Annotated in this window: 16 protein-coding genes, 1 tRNA gene and 2 pseudogenes; 6 read left to right on the top strand and 13 right to left on the bottom strand. The window is 68.2% G+C overall.

The window, feature by feature from the left end; genetic code table 11:
- Nucleotides 1–185 precede the first annotated feature (185 nt).
- On the bottom strand, nt 186–560 hold the full coding sequence (locus AB0B45_RS14890) for a VOC family protein (RefSeq protein WP_358130296.1): 375 nt from the start codon (nt 558–560) through the stop codon (nt 186–188).
- A 147-nt stretch (nt 561–707) separates the two neighbouring features.
- On the opposite strand from AB0B45_RS14890, the pseudogene AB0B45_RS14895 reads away from it, so the two are divergent.
- Nucleotides 708–830, top strand: a pseudogene (locus AB0B45_RS14895) (LysR family transcriptional regulator); the annotation flags it as partial.
- A gap of 40 nt (nt 831–870) precedes the next feature.
- Here AB0B45_RS14895 and AB0B45_RS14900 read toward each other — a convergent pair.
- The 5 genes and pseudogenes from AB0B45_RS14900 to AB0B45_RS14920 form a co-directional block, all read right to left on the bottom strand.
- Nucleotides 871–1,776 (bottom strand): annotated as a pseudogene (locus AB0B45_RS14900) (LysR family transcriptional regulator).
- A gap of 444 nt (nt 1,777–2,220) precedes the next feature.
- Nucleotides 2,221–3,468 carry an FtsX-like permease family protein gene (locus tag AB0B45_RS14905; protein ID WP_358130298.1) on the bottom strand — a complete coding sequence of 416 codons (1,248 nt, stop codon included), beginning with the start codon at nt 3,466–3,468 and terminating at the stop codon, nt 2,221–2,223.
- A gap of 65 nt (nt 3,469–3,533) precedes the next feature.
- Nucleotides 3,534–4,259: an ABC transporter ATP-binding protein gene (locus AB0B45_RS14910; protein WP_358130301.1), complete on the bottom strand. Its 726-nt coding sequence runs from the start codon at nt 4,257–4,259 to the stop codon at nt 3,534–3,536.
- A gap of 569 nt (nt 4,260–4,828) precedes the next feature.
- Nucleotides 4,829–5,647, bottom strand: coding sequence for a MerR family transcriptional regulator (locus tag AB0B45_RS14915; RefSeq protein WP_358130303.1), 819 nt, complete (start codon nt 5,645–5,647; stop codon nt 4,829–4,831).
- 28 nt (nt 5,648–5,675) lie between these two features.
- A complete protein-coding gene (locus AB0B45_RS14920) occupies nt 5,676–6,194 on the bottom strand; it encodes a VOC family protein (protein ID WP_358130305.1) in 519 nt (172 codons plus the stop codon).
- Nucleotides 6,195–6,959: 765 nt separating this feature from the next.
- Between AB0B45_RS14920 and AB0B45_RS14925 the strand changes: the two genes are divergently transcribed.
- The 5 genes from AB0B45_RS14925 to AB0B45_RS14945 all read left to right on the top strand — a co-directional run bounded on the left by AB0B45_RS14925 (nt 6,960) and on the right by AB0B45_RS14945 (nt 11,590).
- Nucleotides 6,960–7,592 carry a hypothetical protein gene (locus AB0B45_RS14925; protein ID WP_358130308.1) on the top strand — a complete coding sequence of 211 codons (633 nt, stop codon included), beginning with the start codon at nt 6,960–6,962 and terminating at the stop codon, nt 7,590–7,592.
- 403 nt (nt 7,593–7,995) lie between these two features.
- Complete coding sequence (locus AB0B45_RS14930) at nt 7,996–8,631, top strand: hypothetical protein (protein WP_358130311.1); 636 nt, start codon at nt 7,996–7,998, stop codon at nt 8,629–8,631.
- A gap of 687 nt (nt 8,632–9,318) precedes the next feature.
- Nucleotides 9,319–10,461 carry a hypothetical protein gene (locus AB0B45_RS14935; protein WP_358130313.1) on the top strand — a complete coding sequence of 381 codons (1,143 nt, stop codon included), beginning with the start codon at nt 9,319–9,321 and terminating at the stop codon, nt 10,459–10,461.
- 285 nt (nt 10,462–10,746) lie between these two features.
- A complete protein-coding gene (locus tag AB0B45_RS14940; protein WP_358130316.1) occupies nt 10,747–11,136 on the top strand; it encodes a hypothetical protein in 390 nt (129 codons plus the stop codon).
- 139 nt (nt 11,137–11,275) lie between these two features.
- Nucleotides 11,276–11,590: a hypothetical protein gene (locus tag AB0B45_RS14945; protein WP_358130319.1), complete on the top strand. Its 315-nt coding sequence runs from the start codon at nt 11,276–11,278 to the stop codon at nt 11,588–11,590.
- 151 nt (nt 11,591–11,741) lie between these two features.
- Here AB0B45_RS14945 and AB0B45_RS14950 read toward each other — a convergent pair.
- The 7 genes from AB0B45_RS14950 to galU form a co-directional block, all read right to left on the bottom strand.
- A tRNA-Ala gene (locus AB0B45_RS14950) sits at nt 11,742–11,818 on the bottom strand.
- Between the two features lie 56 nt (nt 11,819–11,874).
- Entirely contained in the window at nt 11,875–12,480 is a 606-nt protein-coding gene (locus AB0B45_RS14955) for a hypothetical protein (protein ID WP_358130322.1), read from the bottom strand.
- 178 nt (nt 12,481–12,658) lie between these two features.
- Nucleotides 12,659–13,291, bottom strand: coding sequence for a GNAT family protein (locus AB0B45_RS14960; protein ID WP_358131079.1), 633 nt, complete (start codon nt 13,289–13,291; stop codon nt 12,659–12,661).
- Between the two features lie 425 nt (nt 13,292–13,716).
- Nucleotides 13,717–14,205: a MogA/MoaB family molybdenum cofactor biosynthesis protein gene (locus AB0B45_RS14965; protein WP_358130325.1), complete on the bottom strand. Its 489-nt coding sequence runs from the start codon at nt 14,203–14,205 to the stop codon at nt 13,717–13,719.
- Nucleotides 14,190–14,660, bottom strand: a complete 471-nt coding sequence (moaC, locus tag AB0B45_RS14970) for a cyclic pyranopterin monophosphate synthase MoaC (protein WP_358130328.1) — start codon at nt 14,658–14,660, stop codon at nt 14,190–14,192. The genes AB0B45_RS14965 and moaC overlap by 16 nt, the downstream gene beginning before the upstream one ends.
- Nucleotides 14,657–15,847 carry a gephyrin-like molybdotransferase Glp gene (glp, locus tag AB0B45_RS14975; protein ID WP_358130331.1) on the bottom strand — a complete coding sequence of 397 codons (1,191 nt, stop codon included), beginning with the start codon at nt 15,845–15,847 and terminating at the stop codon, nt 14,657–14,659. Before glp ends, moaC begins: the two co-directional genes overlap by 4 nt.
- The gene (gene galU / locus AB0B45_RS14980; RefSeq protein WP_358130334.1) at nt 15,834–16,736 is read right to left on the bottom strand and encodes a UTP--glucose-1-phosphate uridylyltransferase GalU; all 903 of its coding nucleotides are present in this window, start codon (nt 16,734–16,736) and stop codon (nt 15,834–15,836) included. The genes glp and galU overlap by 14 nt, the downstream gene beginning before the upstream one ends.
- Nucleotides 16,737–16,751: the final 15 nt, after the last annotated feature.

Here is a 16,751-nt window from a genome sequence, read left to right on the forward strand (position 1 = left end):
AGGGAGGGCACGGCGACCGTGAGTGCCATGTTGTCGATGATCAGCACCAGCGTGCTCAGACAGAGCACGATCAGGATCAGCCACCGACGAGGATGCGGTTGCATACGCTTAGCTTCCATTCATAAACAGAGAGTGATCGACTGAGGGCGGCGCCGTCCAAGCGCCATCCCAAAAAGGGGGGTGGATCAGGCGCCGCTGGGCGCGATCCATTCGGTCAGCTCGACGACGATGCCGTTGGGGTCGGTGAGACGCATCAGCCACTCACCCCACGGATTGCGCCACAACTGCCCGGTGATGGGCGCGCCCTCGGCGCGCAGGCGCGCATACTCGCGAGCCAGGTCGGTGACCGCGAACGCCACCACCGGCTGCGACACCCGCTCACGCGGCCGTTCGAGGTCGCGCTGGCGCAGCAGGATGTCGGCGACCGCATCGTCGCGGCACAGCAAGGTGAAATCCGGGGTGTCGAGCACCTCGCGGAAACCCAGATAGGTGGTGAAGAAGCGGCGGGAGCCTGCCAGATCGTCGACGGCGAAGACGACCGTTGAGGCGACAATGTTCATGGTTCTGCTCGTATGCGGTTGTTTGCCACGGTTTCCCCCTATGTGGTGTTTCGTCCTGGATCAAGGTTGCCGGTACGGCCTGGCCGGAGCAATGCCGGATCTTGCAACGCTGCGTTAACCGCAGACTTCACGCCGGAGGAGGACACGCTGGAGATCCGCGACATCGAGAGCTTCCTGACGCCGGCCGAGGAACTGCATGTCGGCCGTACGGCGGAGCGGCTGCACGTGTCGGCCGCGCGCGTCAGCCAGGCGATCAAGAAGCAGGTACGCACGTATGCGCCCCCTCTTCGGGTGCACCAGCCGAGCCGTCTCAGCCGGGCAGCGGTCCCAGGTCGCGGACGACGCGGGCGAAGGCGCGGATCACGTCGTTCTCCGCGGCGCTGAGCCACACCGGCCCGTACGGCAACGCGTCCACGTCCTTGACCGGCAGGTAGACGATGTCGGGGCGGGGAAAGTACCGGGTCACGTGGACCGGGAAGAGGGTGACGGTCTCTCCCAGGACCGTGTGCATGAAGATGTCCTCGAGGTTGCTAAAGGTGGCGGTGCGGTCGATCGACCGGCCCTTGGGGGTGAGCTCCGGGACGTAGTGGTCTGTCCAGTAGCCGGGCGCAGGCTCGATGGCCACGTGCTGAAAGTCGCTGACCGCTTCCAGGGAGACCGACGACCATCGGGTGAGCGCATGGCCGCCGGCCACGGCCAGCACCCTCGGCTCGGCGAACAGCAGCGGACCCACCGTGAGGTCGGGCTCCTCGATGGGCAGTCAGGTGACCAGGATGTCGACCTCACCGTTGCGGAGCTGGGCGAACGGATCCTGGAAGACCGACATCCGCAGGCGCAGCTCCCACTGCGGGTGCCGGGCGCGGAAGGCCTCCCAGTAGCGGCGCAGCTCCTGGACGTTGAGGGGGAACAGGCTCACCCGGAGCGTGCCGGTCTTGCCGCGTGCGGCCAGCCGTGCCCGCTCCAAGGTCTGCGCCAGGCCCTGGTGCAGCTGGCGCAGATCGTCCCGCAACTGCTCACCCAGCCGCGTGAGCTGGACGCTGCGGCTGTTCCTCGCGAAAAGCTCGGCGCCGATGGCTCGTTCCTGCTTCTTGATCGCCTGGCTGACCCGAGCCACAGAGACGTGCAGCCGCTCGGCGGCACGACCGAAGTGCAGCTCCTCAGACAGCGTCAGGAAGATCTCGATGTCCCGTAGCTCCACAAGCCCCATTTCGCCCATCTATGCCGTATCTGGGGGGAAGTCTGGCATATCAGGTCAAGAGGAAAGCAGGCGAGTAACCGGAACTCTCTTGCGGTCGCCCCTGATCTGCGCAGAGTCCTCATCGTCCGGCACCCGTAGGGCCGGGATCAGGCGTTGGTCACCCTGGTGCCGCGCGACTCGTGCGGCTACCCGGCGCCCGAGGTCGCCCGCGCGTACGCCGACGTGCTACCGAACGCCGGCTTCTGCGTGATCGACGGCTCCGGACACGACATCGCCCACAGGCCCTTGCCGTACCGAGCTGCTGTACGGGTACGAAAAAGGCCGCCTCTGATCTTCAAAAGCGGCCTTTGACCTGGGTGGGGCGTTCACGAGTACGGCTGAGCAGCCTCGACGGCAGGTCCCGGAAGATCGCTTCCCAGGATCGACGTATCGTTTCCCGCGCGCAACCTTCACGCTGCCTCCTTACGACGACGTCAGGGACCCGCACCGCGACCGACGCGTGGCGGCCAGTCCTCCGGCGAGACTGCTCACCGCGCAGATCAGCACCAGCCCGACATACTGCGGCAGAGAGTAGGCGAACCACGGCTTACCGGTTACGGCCTCCCCGAGCGCGCTGAGCGAAGCGGCGGCGATGCCCGTCCCCAGCAGCGTTCCGACGAACGTCACGATCATCGTCTCCCAGCACACTGCTCTGGCGAGCTGCCGCGGCGTGGTCCCGACGGTCCGCAGCAGCCGGATCTCCTCTGCCCGCTCGCCCATCGTCATGGCCGTCGCGTTGAGCACCGAGATCACGGTGTAGACCACCGTCGAGCCCACCAACATCGGGGCCACCCACGCCGACGGCCCGGTACGGATGACGCCCGCCGCCACGTCGGTGGTCGCCACGGCGAACAAGAAGGTGCACGCCAGCGCCACGGTCAACATCACCGGAGAGGCCGCCGCCATCGCCCGCCGCGGCTGGGTGACCAAGGAAGACCTGGCAAGCATCCCGGCACCCGGATCGAGCCACGCCACTACGGCCCCGAGCAGCCACCCCATCCCGCGCAACGCGACAGGACCCAACGCGGACGCGCCCACGCAGAGCGCCATCGTCGCCCCCAGCGCCGTCGGCGCTGCAACCGACACCTTCACCTGTTGCGGCACCAGGGACAACAGCACGCCCCCGCCCGCCAGCGCCGCCACCCCGACGACCGCCCTGGGCCAAGGCAGCAGCCGCCGCTGTGCCGCGCTTTCCCGCAACACCTCCAGCGGCCCCACACCGACCGCCTTGCGCGTCGCGACCCGGGCCGCCAGCAGCGTCACCGCCACCCCCACCACCAAAGCCAGGACGAACGGCCCTGTCGTGGCCTCCACCGGGACACCCGCAGGCGCCAAGCCGGTCATCCGCATGAACGCCGCCATCAAAGCTGCGTACGGCACGGCCAGCAGGCAGCCCGCCACGCTCGCCAGCACGGCCACCACCAGCGCCTCCGCCATGATGAGCCGGCCCACCTGCCGCGGCGTCATGCCGACCGACCGCAGCAGCCCCCATGTCCTGCGCTGCCGCAACACGTGCAGGCTCAGCGTGCCCGCGACCACGAAGACGGACACGAACCCTGACACCACGGCCGACAGCACCAGCAGCCCCATGACGCCGTTCAACTCATCGCGCGTGCTCGCGGCCACGACCACGAGCCCGCTCCCGCCGACCAGCATCACAGCGAAGATCACCGCCGCGAACGAAGCGGCGAGGCCCATCCGATTGAACCGGATGTTGTTCCAAGCCAGCACGAGTGTCACCGGAGGCCGCCCAGCCGCAGGCCGATCTGCTCCGCCGAGGGCCTGTCCAGGACATCGACGATCCGCCCATCGGTCAGGACCAGCACGCTGTCCGCGCGGGCTGCGGCCTCCTGATCGTGTGTGACCATCACCACCGTCTGACCGAACGCGTCGACTGCCTCCCGCAGCAACGCCAGCACCTCGTGCCCGGTGCGGCGGTCCAGCGCCCCTGTCGGCTCGTCGGCGAACAGCACCTCCGGCCTGCCCAGCAGGGCGCGGGCGATCGCCACCCGCTGCTGCTGGCCACCGGACAACTGCGCTGGGCGATGCCCTTCCCGCCCAGCCAGGCCGACCCGGTTCAGCAACTCGCTCACGCGTGCGGATTCGGGCCGCCGCCTGGCCAATCTGCTGGGCAGGATCACGTTCTGCCACGCGGTCAGCGACGGCACCAGGTTGAACGCCTGGAAGACGAAGCCGATTCGATCGCGGCGCAGCACCGCCAACTCCTTCTCGCCGAGGCGGGTGATGTCCTGTCCGGCGACGAGAACCGCGCCCGAATCCGGCCGGTCCAGCCCCGACGCGCACTGCAGCAGTGTGCTCTTGCCCGACCCCGAGGGACCCATCACGGCGGTGAAACTGCCACGTGGGAAGCCGACGCTGACCTGCCGGAGCGCCGCCACCTCGGTAGCACCATTCCCGTATGTCCTGGTCACACCCTCAAGGAGGACCGCGTGATCAACCATGATCAGCAGCCTTCCGGAGAATGCGCGCCAACGCCCATCGGGTATCTCCCTGACCGACCCCTTGGACCCGCCGCTCGCCCCCTGACCCTCGACCCTGAGAGCGCGATGCCGAGTCCACCCTTGCGGCAACATGGCGACGCCAACGCTGACGATCTCGGCATCGGCACTGTGCCGTAAGCGGTGAGCGCCCATTGACGCATCCCTAGACAGGAGATACGCGCATGTGCCGCGAAATGATCGACCTTGGCCGTCAGCACAGACGCGATGCCGACCGGTGCATTCTCGATGGGCCTGAGGTGAGCGTGGCTGTTCGATTTCAGCTTCTTGGTCCGGTCGGAGTTCTGGCCGGTGACGATCACCTGCCGGAGTTGGCGCCGCGCCACCGTGCCGTCCAGGCTTACCTGCTGCTGCATCCCCGCACCGTGATCGGCATAGACCGATTGATCGTGGGTGGGGTGTTCACGAGTGGATCTGACGGGGAAGAGCAGCGCAAAAGATCGCTTCCCAGACGAGTGGGATTGCTTCGAAAGGCTACCGGGAGCGCACTTGGTGACGCGGGCGCGGGTGCGTCAGCTCCAGGTCGCCGAATCCGGGTCGATGCCTCGATCGCGGGCGTTGGCGTCGATGATGTCACGGAGCCAGATGGTCAGGCCTGGCTCGATTGCGTCGTAGTAGGCCGTGAAGCCAGGATCGGCGGCGTACTTCCTTCCCAGGCAGACCTGCATCGAAAGGGTGCAGTCGAAGTACGCGTCCATGGAGGCCCTGTGTCGTTCCGCCAGAGCGTTGGCTTCGGCACTGCTTGGCCTGACGCCGGCGCGCTTGGCTGCTGCCAGGTCGTGCTCGAGCGTTGTGATGTTGTCGGCGATCTGCTGCCAGTCCTCGGGGGTCATGCCCGCGGCGCGCTCGGCGTACTGTGCCCATTGAGCTGTGTCGCCCCACCGGTCACGTGCGCCCGCGGCCAGTGACGGCTTCCAGCGCTGCCCGAAGATCGCGACTTGCTCCTCCGCGGAGAGCAGGATGCCGGCGCGCGCTGCTTCGATCATGCGATCGACCGCGTCGACCATTGCCTGCAAGCGGGAGATGCGATCCAGGAGCTGGGCGCGCTGGTGTGTCAGCGGCACGGTCATATCGGCCGTCGGAGCATCGAGAAGTTCACCGATGTCGTCGAGCGACAGACCGAGCTCGCGGTAGATGAGCACCCGGTGGATGCGTGCGACATCGGCCGCGGAGTAGAGCCGATAACCGCCGGTGGTTCGCCCGGACGGGCGGACCAGCCCGATCCTGTCCCAATGATGGAGGGTGCGGACGGTGACTTCCACGTGCGATGCCGCGGCCCCGACGGTCAGCCCGCCGGGTCCCGCGGCATCGTCCATCGCGGTGTCGGTCACGCTGTCGAGTCTGACATGCATGTCTGACCTAGGCGGTTTCACCCACCTTAGGGAGCATGTAGCCGTTCTCCTCGAGGTGGCTTGCCGCGGCGCTGTCGGGATCGAAGAGACGGGCCGCAGTCATGATCACACGAGCGTTCTCCGGCGTGATGACCTCCAGTTCTACGGTGCCCCACGGAGTCTGTCGCGGTCCCGTCGTACAGCCGGGCACCAGTTCGGCGCACGCCTGCTCGATCTCGTCAACCTGGCTCAGCACGCAACTGACGCCGATGCTCATCGTCGACGTGGCCGGCAGAGCGTCGGTCGGGACGAGCAGGACGTCTTGGAACGCCCACCGCCGAAGGTGTGTCACCTGGCCCGGGACCGTGAACAGGTCGATGAATCCGAGCCCGCGGGTCCAGAAATCCACGGACGCGGCCAGGTCCGGCGTCGGCACGCTGACGAACAGCGGCATGCCGTAGATGCCCCGGTAAATCTCCGGTGGCGTCGCGTCGGGCCCGGGCGGAGGGACAGGGCTGATATCGAATGCCTCGTAGTAGTCGGTCATGCGATTCATCGTGGTGCCTGACGCAACGTCAGGGTCAAATCCGGATCAGCACTTGTACCAAGTTGCACGAGTCTCGACACCCGATGTTGCAGGCCATGCAGGTGGCAGGGCTTTCCTCGTGCGGCGGAAACGGATCTTGCAGTCTTTGGGGTCAGCAATGCCATTGCCGCCTACAGCGTGGAGTTGCAGCTATGCGCCGAGTGATGGCGATGTCCTGGGACTGCCGCGAGGGAGGCGATGGTGACGTCGCTGCTGACAAAGCTGGAGCGGGCCGAGGAGTCCGCACGGCGGCTGGGTTCAGCGCTGGTACGCACCCTCTCGTTCTTCCTCGCCTCACGACTGCTCCGCCTGCGTGCGCTCCTGCCTACCAAGACGTCCCGGCAAATCCGCGAACTCGCCCGCACCCTGGAGGCCATGCCGCGCCACATGCGCGAGGTCGCCGACGCCTTCGACCGGCACACTCTGCCGCCCGTGCCCATCCGTGTGATCACCGCAGGCAAACGCCCTCGCATGCCCAAGGCGCAGCTCGAACATCTGAACGCCAATCATCGCGCACTGTCCGCCCAATCCCCCCCACGGGAGGCTCATCGTGGCCGAACGCGCCACACACCAGATCCCGTACGACCAACCCGAGATCATCGACCAGACCATCAAAGAGGTCCTGCGAGAACTCGACACCCCGCAACCAGATCACTGATCACATCCCTCGGCGACGAACGGCCACCTGTCTTAGTTCAGTAAGATCATCTTCTTCTATCGCCGTTCATGCATCTGGAGGTGGCTTCGGTGCATTCCGTTGAGACGTTTCGGAGCATCCGGCTCGTCCTGCGCCAACGTGGCGAGCAGCAGGCCAGCGTCGTTGCTGCCGAGCTGGGCTGGGCGCGGTCGACTGCTCGTGGCGGGGACGGCGAAGCGTACGAGGTCATCTGGGCTGTCGACGGCAACACGACATTCCACTACGCGGAGGATATGGGGTCAGGCGAGGCTTTGTGCCAGGTTCGGGGATCCGAGCGAGGGCCGGTGGCGAAGGCGTTCCGACAGATCGAGTCCCGGCTCGACGCATGGAACCAGCGCGAGCTTCTGGACGCGGTGAGGGCGGATTCTGCTCCGTACGAAATGGTGCAGGCTCTCTTCCGGCTGGGCCTCGGTGCTCCGATCACGCTTGACGATACCCACCTGGGTACGTTGTCGTTGCGGTTCGGCGCCGCGATCGACGAAGCGGTGCGTCATGAGCACCCGATGGTGCGAGCCGCAGCGGTGCGGGCCACTGCGTACATGGAGTGGCCCGTACTGCGCCTCATCGTCCAGGAGGTCGCCGAGAGGGACTCCGACTGCAGGGTCAAAAGAGAGGCGGACCTTGTCCTTCAGGCCTTCGACCTCGCGGACCGTCACCGCTGACCTCGACGCCGAACAGGCGGGGTAGTAGCCGCTCAGCGGTTATTCTCGACGATGGGCGCTGCTGCAAGCGGTGGCTGCGAATGTCATGGCCGGCGTCTTGATCGCCGACGTGCGTATGAACTGGATCTACCACCCCTACGACAGCGGATCGGACTGCGTGCTCCGTTTCCCTGCAGCGAGGGATCGCCTCAAGGCAGCGCACAGTGAGTGGTTGTCGAGCCATCCGGGCGGTCTGTAGTCGCACAGGGACAGTTGTGCTCGGTGCGGAAGAACCGATTGCAGCTGTGTCTCTTCACGCGAGCCGCAACGCCATCTACAGTTACGGTTTGCAGGCACCATATGACTCTTTGTAATCGCAGATTTTCTGCGGGTTACGCACGGCGCCAGTACGTGGAGGTCGGGCATGACGTTGGGCGAAGCATCGCTGCTGGAGCGTCTGACTGCGGACGAGGAGTCCGTCCGCGGGCAACTTGAGTCGTTGCGTGAGCAGGTGGCGGCCCTGGAAGATCGGCTGAGCGACCTGGCCACCGCCCGGAGGATAGTCGCACCGATGCTGGCCGGGCATTCCCGGGCCAAGCAAGCACCATCTGGCGGCACGACTAACACCCCGACGCACGCCTCACCGGAGCCCGACGTGCGGGGGCGGGTGGAGATCTGCCACCAGCAGACCATCACCCTGCACCCCGGCGACCTCGGCCACCTCGACAAGTTCCGCCAGGACCTGGCTTACCTCAGCCCTTCGTGGCGAGGGACGTACTCCACCGTCAGAGCGATGACGGAAGGGCTGAACGGCCGTCTCAAGGGCCACGACCTCGACCTGAGTGACCCGAAGAACCGGCTCGCTCACGGCCGCGTCGCCCAGACCATCCTGGTCGCCCTGCTCGTCACCGTCGCCAACGACCACTTCCTCGACGCCTGGCACCACACCCACCAGCCCCCAGACGAGCCCGAAACACCCGCCGACATCCCCGAGACCCCAGTAGAACGCCTCCACCGCTCGCCACTCACCGGCCGGAGCAGGCCACCACCCATCCCATAACCCGCACTTCAGATCACCGTGTCGCACCACCCAGCCCGGAGCAGGCATCGCCATGCCCAGCGACGCGAACTACGACCCCCACCAGCGCCCCGACACCACCCGGGCCTCCCCGGACACCCGCTCCGCGACTCCCAAAACAGGACGAACCCGATTCGGAAACCCTCGAAACGACAAGATCCCGCCCGATCTCAACGATCAGACGGGATCCCGTCAACTTCAGTCCAGCCCTCTCAAGAACGGCCCCTGGTGGGGCGTTCACGAGTGTGGTTGAGCAGTGACGATGACGCCCTGGCGAAGATCGCTTCCCACGATGGTCGTGATCGTTTCCCAGCCGAGGGGGCGTGACGCGGAACCCCTGGCGGGCGCAGTAGATCGCCTCAATTCCCCATCGCATCGACCCCGCAGCCCCAATCTTGCGGCGCTGGCACGCGGCCACCCGCGGAGCAGATCCAGCAGACCCGCCCCACCTGCCGGGCGAGACCGATACCCTGCTAGCCGCCGTCCTGCGCGAGGCCGTCACCAATGTGGTGCGTCACTCCGCGGTCCGTACCTGCCGGATCGAGGTGTGCCTGCGCGACGGACGGGTACGGCTGCGCGTGATCAACGACGGCGCCATCGTCACGTGCGCGCTGTGGAGGCGCCAGAAACGTCACATCATGCCCGAGTGTCTGCGAGACTCCGGAAACCATGAAGATCTTGTGGATCGTCTGCGTCCTCGTCCTGGCGGGCTGCACGGCAGCCCCAGCGGGTACCGTGCCGAGGACACCGGCGGCGAGCACGACCCCTGCCGCGTCGCCCACAGAGAGCGACCTCGACGATGAGGAGGACGAGGATGCCTCTGACGACAGGGCCAGCACAGTGCTCGACGTGGCGGTGGCGGGCCCGGACGCGGCCTGGGCGGTCGGCTATGCCGTAACAGCGGAGGACGAGCCGCCCAACGGCGTGCTCCTGCGGATGGACCGCGACGGATGGCGTGTCGACCAGCGCCTGTCCAAGCGATTCCCCGACGCGATCGACTCCATCGTGTCGGGCGTGGACGCCGACGGACCGAACGAGGTCTGGGCAGTCGGCGACACCGGCGACCTCAACGAGGACTCCGAGGACGTGCGGCTCCCCTTCGCCCTGCGCTGGGACGGCCGGCGTTGGAAGACGTTCAAACCTGCCCAGCTCCCGAAGGTCGGCGCGCTGGCCGACGTCGCCGTGGACGGTTCGCGGGCGTTCCTGATCGGCAGGCGCGGGGAGGGCAAGATGTCCGTCCCTGTCCTCGTGACCTGGAACGGCAGGCGTTTCGGCAAGCAGGAAGTCCCGCGCGGAGGCAGATTCCGCGCCGTGGACGCCGGAGCCGGGCAAGTGTGGATCGCGGGCAGCTCGTCCAGCGGGCGATGCGCTGATTCGCGCCCGGCGATCTGGCACAGTGCGACTCCCGGCAGCGCGCCGGTGGAGATGCGACTGCCCGCGCTGGGCCAAGGCATGCTGCGGCACATTTGGCAGAACCGGCCGTCCGACGTGTGGGCCGTGGGTGAGCGCAGCACCTCGGGGGACTGTGACGAGTACGGTACAGGCAAACCGCTGATCCTGCACTGGAACGGAAGCTCCTGGACGCAGGTCGAACCCCCCAGGTGGAAGGGCTCGCTGTACGGCGTCGCCGCCGTCGGCGAGGACGACGTGTGGGCGGTGGGCTACGAACAGGACGTGACAACCGAAGTCACGTTGCTGCACTACGACGGGCGGCGGTGGAAGCGCAAGGCCGGGTACACCGAAGGCGGCTCGAACGTCTCCGGCCTCGCCCGGGTCGACGCCAACCTGCTGCTGGCCGCCGGGGACCGCTGAGCTGACCGTTCTCTCCGATCCCGCCCTCTCCTCAACGCGATCGGCATTCCAGCAGCCACCGCGCGATCCGGAGGTGTGGCTGCGGCATGAGGCGATCGACGCGTTCGTCTTAACCGGCTGCACCGATCTCGCGCCGAGTTCGGCACAGACCTACCGGGCCTGGCTGCGGCACTTGCGCGCCACGTCCCAGCGGATGAGCCGTATCTATCACCCCTACGACGGCGGAGCGGACTGGGCTCTCCAAGACTTTGCAGCGAGGGATCGCCTCAAGGCAGCGCACAGTGAGTGGTTGTCGAGCCATCCGCGGTCGTGGTCAACGCTTCGGGCACCGAACGGTTGATTGTCTGCCGCGCCGCCTGGGAGGACGTCCTGGCCGGTGCCGCCGACACCGACAGCGACACCTTCGTGTTCCGGTCGCGGCGAGCCGCCCGACACGCCAAGAACCTGTTCAGCTCCTGGACCGCACGGCACCAACCGACCGGCGGCCTGCCGGCCCTGTCGGTGCGCCGACTGCGGGCCTCGTGGATCGTCGAGCTGCTGACCGCGCGGATCGACCTGGGCGTGGTGGCCGCCGCGGCCGGGATGAGCGCCTCCGCGCTGGCCCGCTACAGCCATTTCGTCCCCACCCTGGACAAACAGACCGCGGTCGCGCTGCTGCGCGGCCGCACCGGTTGAGTACGGCGAAGCCACGCGCCTGGCCGCCGCGCACTACCCGCGCCCGAGCCGCCCGCCCTCGGCCCCGGCCAAGCAGGCTTTTCGGGTCCCCGACGCCATCGCAGGCCACTACGCCCGCCTGCTGGACGCCTCCGGCATCATGGCGCTGATCGACGCCGAACTCGGCTCTCGACCAGGACCGGCAGGAGTGCCGATCCGGGCGGTGCTCATCTGCCTGCTGCTCTCCATCCACCACACCGGCAAAGCCACCCTGGCCGAAGCCTGGCGGCTGGCCGCCTTCTCCCTGTCCCCGACCGCCCGTGAACATCTGGGCCTCGACCCCGACCGGCCACCTGCCGACGATCCGCACACCTGCCTCGCCGACAACCGGTGCGCCGTCGCGTCGCAGCAGCCAGCCCAGCGTCGGCTTCGCCATGCCCGACGACGCGATCGCGGTCCTCCACCAGCGGCCTGACACCACCCGGGCCTCCCCAGGCACCCGCTCCACGGGCCCCAAACCCGGACGAACCCGATTCGGAAACCCCTGAAACGACAAGATCCCGCCCGATCGCTATGATCAGACGGGATCCCGTCAACCTCAGTCCAGCCGTCTCATGAACGGCCCCTGGTGGAGATGAGGGGATTCGAACCCCTGACCCCTTCGATGCGAACGAAGTGCGCTACCGGACTGCGCTACATCCCCAAGGACTCGATTAGATTAGCAAACTTCCACGGGTCCTCGCGCCATCCGTCGTCGCCTCAGTCACCCACCGCGCGGCGCGGCGGGTCGGCGTACTGGTCGAACAGCACGTCAGGTGTGCGGAACTCGATGATCTCGGCCTCGGCCTGCTCGGCCGCCATGGCCTCGACACGCTGCCGTTCGCGCTGGCGGCGCAGGCGGACGGCGCGGGCCTCGGCGGCGCGTATACGGCGCTCCCTGTCGACGCGGGTGGCGATGCGCAGCACGGTGAGGTACGCCGTGAGGAGCACGCCGGCGGGCGCCACCCCCCACCAGGGGATCACCTGGACCGCGGCGGTGATCACGGACGCGAGGGTCAGCAGGACCGAGAAGAACAGCATCCTCCTGCGGCGCGCTACGATGATCGCTCTACGCCGGGCGCGAAGGTGACGCAGGTCCACAGGCGGGTGCGTGAGGTCGCTGATCGTGTCGTACGGCTCGACCGGCTCGGAGTCCTGCGACTCCACAGAGGAGGAGGCGGCCATGGTCGGAACCGGTCCGGTGATCTCGGCCGCGTAGAACTCCTCGAGCTCGGCCAGGTTGTTACGGTCCCTGCGCAGCCACATCGGCACAAGGACGCACAACCACATCACCACGATGGCGAGGTACAGCAACACGCTGCTCACGGCCACCTCCGAGCGCCAAGAAGAGTCGCACGAAGCGCCCTGGAAGCCTCAGGAACGGTCCTGAGGGCAGCACGAAGACGCATGGGTGCTCTTGGCGTCTTCGATGTGCTCACGTCACGCACCGTAAGACCGCGTGTCACTAATTGACGAGTATTCGGTGCGGTGTGTCGCGAGATCGTCAAACCTCTTCATGCGAGGAGCCTGCGCGCCGCCACTGAACAAGCAGCCCGCGAGGCACGTCCTCGACGGTCAGCGCGTAACAGATGTGGTCACGCCAGGCCCCATCGATGTGGAGCTGACGCCGACGAATGCCTTCTTCCCTGAACCCGAGCTTCTCAACCACTCTGCGGCTCGCGTGATTCTCGGGACGGATGTTCGCCTCGAGTCTGTGCAGGCCGGTGGTGAAGAAGCAGTGGTCGACGGCCATGGCGAGCGCGGTGGGCGTGATGCCGCGTCCGGCGAGCGCACCGTCGATCCAGTAGCCGACCTGCGCGGAGCGGGCCGAGCCCCAGACGATGGCGCCGACGGTGAGCTGGCCCGCGAACCTGCCCTCGTGCGTGACGACCCACGGCATGGAGAGCCCCTGTCGGGCCTCTCTGCGCAGGGTGGCGACCATCGACAGGTACGGCCCCAGGCCGGTCCTGAACAGGGGCGTTTCGGGGTTGCTCGGCTCCCACGGCCGCAGCCAGTCGGCGTTGCGCAAGCGGGTGTCGCGCCACACGCGGACGTCCCCCAGACGGAGAGGGCGCAGTCCCACGGGTCCCTCGTTCAGGGTCGCCGGCCAACCACGAAGTCGATCCACATCACTCATCATCCCCCGGAACCTGCTGAAGCCGCCATGGATCCCCCTGCAGCCGCCCCTCCTGGGGGCCGACAGCGAGAACAGGAGCCGTGAGCTGGGGTTCTCCCGGGCGACGGACGGACGTTGACGGCCGACCGGAGCACCCCGGGCCGCCCACGACGCGTGTGGGCCCTCTTGGGGAGTCGCACAGCACGCGGAGGGGAAGACGGCTGGGGCTCCGCGGGAGGTAGGCAGGGGAGGCGGCTGGTGTTCGCCGGGAGACGGACCGGTGTGGGAGACGGCTGGTGTTCTTCGCGAGGGATGCGCGGGAGACAGCCGGGGCTCGTCGGGAAACGGGCAGGGGAGGAGCCATGGCGGCTTTTGGGAGGAAGTGGACCCCGCATCACCAGAGGCGCACTGGGATCCGCGCCACGAGGGGCGGACGAGACCGGGGGTCAGCGGGGGTGGTCGCCGCCGTGGATCTGGTCCACCGCGTGCCGCAGGATCGGGGCCAGTACGGCGACGCCGTCCCGGACCCCGCCCGGCGACCCCGGCAGGTTCACGATCAACGTGGACCCCGCCTGCCCCGCCAGCCCGCGCGACAGCACCGACGTCGGCACCCGCTCCCTGTTCGCCTGCCGTATCGCCTCGGCGATGCCAGGAATTTCCCGAGAAATTACCTTGGCCGTCATCTCCGGCGTCAGATCCTGGGGTGTCAGCCCGGTCCCTCCCGTGGTCACGATGACCGCGTACCCCTCGGCCACTCCCGTTCTGAGCGCCTCCTCCACGGGAGGCCCGTCAGGCACCACCACGGGTCCCGACACCTCGCATCCAGCCGCCGACAGCAGCGCCGCCAGCAGCGGTCCCGAGGTGTCCTCGTACGTCCCGGCCGACGCCCGGTTCGACACGGTGATCACGAGCGTACGGATCAAGGACGTCTCCATACCCCCGTCTTCCCCCCTGTCTTCTCCTCCACCCGCACGTCGGTGATCACCGCCGCGGGGTCCACGGCCTTGACCATGTCGATGAGGGCGAGCCCCGCGACGGTCACCGCGGTCAGCGCCTCCATCTCGACCCCCGTGCGGTCGGCGGTCTTCACCACGCAGGTGATGTCCACCCCCTGGTCGACCACGTCGAGCGTGACCGACACCCCGTGGAGGGCGATCGGGTGGCACAGCGGGATCAGGTCGGGCGTCCGTTTCGCCCCCATGATCCCCGCGATCCGCGCCACCCCGAGCGCGTCGCCCTTGGGCACCTCGCCGGAGCGCAGCAGGGCCACGACCTCGCCGGACAGCACGACCCGGCCGGTGGCCGTGGCCGTACGGACGGAGACGTCCTTGCCCGCGACGTCGACCATGCGCGCCGCGCCCGTCGAGTCGAGATGTGTGAACTCGCTCATATCCTGATCACCTGTACTGCGGCCCCTGAGGGCACCTCGGTCACCTGTTCCGGCACCACGATCAGGCAGTTCGCCGAGGCGAGCGCCGCCAGCTGGTGCGATCCCTGCCCGTGGACGGGCGTCACCACCGTGCCGTCCTCGGCCAGCACGCCCCGCAGGAACGACCGCTTGCCCTCGGGCGACCTGAGCCCGGCCAGCACCTGGGCGGTCTGGATGGGCGGCGGTCCCGCGGGCAGCCCGCTCATCTTCCGCAGCGCCGGTCTGACGAAGAGCATGAAGGACACGTAGGACGAGACGGGGTTGCCCGGCAGGGTGAAGATCGGGACCTGGTCGTCGCCGACCACGCCGAAGCCCTGCGGCATGCCCGGCTGCATCGCGACCCGCTCGAAGCGGACCGTGCCGAGCGGGGTGAGAGCCTCCTTGACCGGCTCGTAGGCGCCCATGGACACCCCGCCGCTGGTGATGACCGCGTCGGCGCGCACGAGCTGGGCGTCGAGCTGGTCGAGGAAGACGGAGGGGTCGTCGGTCACCGTGCCCGCGCGGAAGCCGTCGCCGCCGGCCTCGCGGACGGCCGCGGTGAGGGTGAAGCTGTTGGAGTCCCAGATTTGGCCCATACCGAGCGGCGAGCCCGGCTCGACCAGCTCGGCGCCGGTGGACAGCACCACGACGCGGGGGCGCGGGCGCACCCACACCCTGCGGCGTCCCGTGCCGGCGATGATGCCGAGCTGCGCGGCGCCGATGCGGGTGCCGGGCTTCAGCACGACCTCGCCGGCCTGCACGTCCTCGCCCGCCCGCCGTACGGCATGGCCCTCGGCGACGGGGCGGTCGACGCGCACGGTGGCGGTGCCGCCGTCGGTCCACTCCACGGGCACGACCGCGTCGGCCCCGGCGGGCAGCGGCGCGCCGGTCATGATGCGGACGGCATGCCCGGGGCCGATCGCCCTGAGCGCGCCGGAGCCCGCCGCGATGTCGTCGATGACGGGCAGCGTCACGGGCGCGCCGGTGACGTCGGCTGACCTGACGGCGTAGCCGTCCATCGCGGAGTTGTCGAACGGCGGCAGCGGCACCGGCGAGGAGACCTCCTCCGCCAGCGTCGTGCCGAGCGCCCGCTCGAGCTCCAGCTCGAGCGGGGCCAGCGTGCGCACCGTGGCGAGAATGTCGGCCAGGTGCGCGTCAACCGATTTCATCGAGGAACTCACGCAGCCACGGTACAAAGTCCGGTGCGAGATCCTCGCGGTCGGCCGCGAACTTCACGACGGTGCGCAGGTACTCGAGCTTGTCGCCCGTGTCGTAGCGGCGTCCCCGGAACAGCACGCCGTGGACGGTGCCGCCGTCCTCGCCGCTCATGCCCGCCAGCGTGCGCAGCGCGTCGGTGAGCTGGATCTCGCCGCCTCGGCCCGGAGGGGTGTTCTCCAGCACCTCGAAGACGGCCGGGTCGATCACGTAGCGCCCGATGACCGCCCAGTTGGACGGCGCCTCCTCCACCGGCGGCTTCTCCACCAGGTCGGTGACGCGCACGACGTCGTCCTCCGAGGTGGGCGAGATGGTGGCGACGCCGTACAGGGAGACCTGCTCCTTCGGCACCTCCATCAGCGCGACGACGCTGCCGCCGTAGGTGTCGCGCACCTGGATCATGCGCTTGAGCAGCTGGTCACGGTAGTCGATCAGGTCGTCGCCGAGCAGGCAGGCGAACGCGTGGTCGCCGACGTGCTGTTTGGCGCAGAGCACCGCGTGCCCGAGGCCCCTCGGCTCGCCCTGCCGCACATAGTGCAGGGTCGCCAGCGAGGCCGGCTCCAGGACCTGGGAGAGCCGTTCCTCATCGCCCTTGGCCTCAAGGGCGCCTTCAAGCTCGAACGCGCGGTCGAAGTGGTCCTCGATGGAGCGCTTGTTCTTGCCGGTCACCATCAGCACGTCGAGCAGCCCGGCGGAGGCGGCCTCTTCGACGACATACTGGATCGCGGGCTTGTCGACGATCGGCAGCATCTCCTTCGGAGTTGCCTTGGTCGCCGGGAGGAACCGGGTGCCCAGACCCGCGGCGGGCACGACGGCTTTCGTCACAGGGTCGAAGTCAGCCATACAGGGGACCCTACT

The organism is Nonomuraea sp. NPDC049152, from assembly GCF_040648355.1.
GTDB lineage: Bacteria > Actinomycetota > Actinomycetes > Streptosporangiales > Streptosporangiaceae > Nonomuraea.

Excerpts from the sequence above, each read along its gene's own strand:
- AB0B45_RS14945 (WP_358130319.1), top strand. The coding sequence starts at position 11,276 with ATGGCGCTGATCGACGCCGAACTCGGCTCTCGACCAGGACCGGCAGGA.
- AB0B45_RS14890 (WP_358130296.1), bottom strand. The coding sequence starts at position 560 with ATGAACATTGTCGCCTCAACGGTCGTCTTCGCCGTCGACGATCTGGCA.
- AB0B45_RS14910 (WP_358130301.1), bottom strand. The coding sequence starts at position 4,259 with ATGGTTGATCACGCGGTCCTCCTTGAGGGTGTGACCAGGACATACGGG.
- AB0B45_RS14920 (WP_358130305.1), bottom strand. The coding sequence starts at position 6,194 with ATGACCGACTACTACGAGGCATTCGATATCAGCCCTGTCCCTCCGCCC.
- AB0B45_RS14930 (WP_358130311.1), top strand. The coding sequence starts at position 7,996 with ATGACGTTGGGCGAAGCATCGCTGCTGGAGCGTCTGACTGCGGACGAG.
- AB0B45_RS14965 (WP_358130325.1), bottom strand. The coding sequence starts at position 14,205 with ATGGAGACGTCCTTGATCCGTACGCTCGTGATCACCGTGTCGAACCGG.
- AB0B45_RS14925 (WP_358130308.1), top strand. The coding sequence starts at position 6,960 with ATGCATCTGGAGGTGGCTTCGGTGCATTCCGTTGAGACGTTTCGGAGC.
- AB0B45_RS14935 (WP_358130313.1), top strand. The coding sequence starts at position 9,319 with ATGAAGATCTTGTGGATCGTCTGCGTCCTCGTCCTGGCGGGCTGCACG.
- galU (WP_358130334.1), bottom strand. The coding sequence starts at position 16,736 with ATGGCTGACTTCGACCCTGTGACGAAAGCCGTCGTGCCCGCCGCGGGT.
- moaC (WP_358130328.1), bottom strand. The coding sequence starts at position 14,660 with ATGAGCGAGTTCACACATCTCGACTCGACGGGCGCGGCGCGCATGGTC.
- AB0B45_RS14960 (WP_358131079.1), bottom strand. The coding sequence starts at position 13,291 with ATGAGTGATGTGGATCGACTTCGTGGTTGGCCGGCGACCCTGAACGAG.
- glp (WP_358130331.1), bottom strand. The coding sequence starts at position 15,847 with ATGAAATCGGTTGACGCGCACCTGGCCGACATTCTCGCCACGGTGCGC.